Here is a 674-nt window from a genome sequence, read left to right on the forward strand (position 1 = left end):
GTTAACGATAGGAATTTTTTGGCTGTTTCACGACACGTACTCAATTTGGCAAGGATTGAAACTCACGCCTGCTTTTCTTTTATTAGCGTTATTGTTAGCCGTCGTGTTACCTGCCATGAAAAAAGAAACGTCCGAAAGCGAATAAGCGAGAATCGCTCTACCGTTTGAGTAGTAATTCATGTGCCATTGAGTTAGCATTGCCGACCTTTTTTTCGTCAGTGGGAGGACTCATGTATATTGGCTTTGACTATGGCACTGCAAACTGTTCAGTGGCAAAAATGGAATCAGGCGAGCCTGTTTTGCTAAATCTTGAAGGGGATAGCCCGTTCATTCCTTCCACCCTAGCAGCTCCGACTCGTGAGTCTGTGTCTGAGCATTTGTTTCGTCACCGTGACATCAAACCGTTTGATCAAGTTGGAGAGCAGGTACTGCGCCGCGCAATCAACTTGAACCGAGAAGAGAGCATCGAGCTGGAGCCAGAAGACATCGCGTTTGGTCAGGCAGCGTTGAACCGCTATTTAGAAGATCCACGCGATATCTATTACGTGAAGTCACCAAAGTCGTTTCTTGGTGCATCTGGCTTGCGTGATGTTCAGCTGAGCTTCTTTGAAGATCTGGTTTGCGCCATGATGGACAACATCAAAGCTCAGGCAGAAAACCATGCTCAGCAAAGC

Annotated in this window: 1 pseudogene; it reads left to right on the forward strand. The window is 46.6% G+C overall.

Annotation, left to right across the window (positions count from 1 at the left end):
• Nucleotides 1-230 precede the first annotated feature (230 nt).
• A pseudogene (locus tag R7O13_RS27475) lies at nucleotides 231-674 on the forward strand (molecular chaperone); the annotation flags it as partial.

The organism is Vibrio sp. Y176, assembly GCF_033438945.1.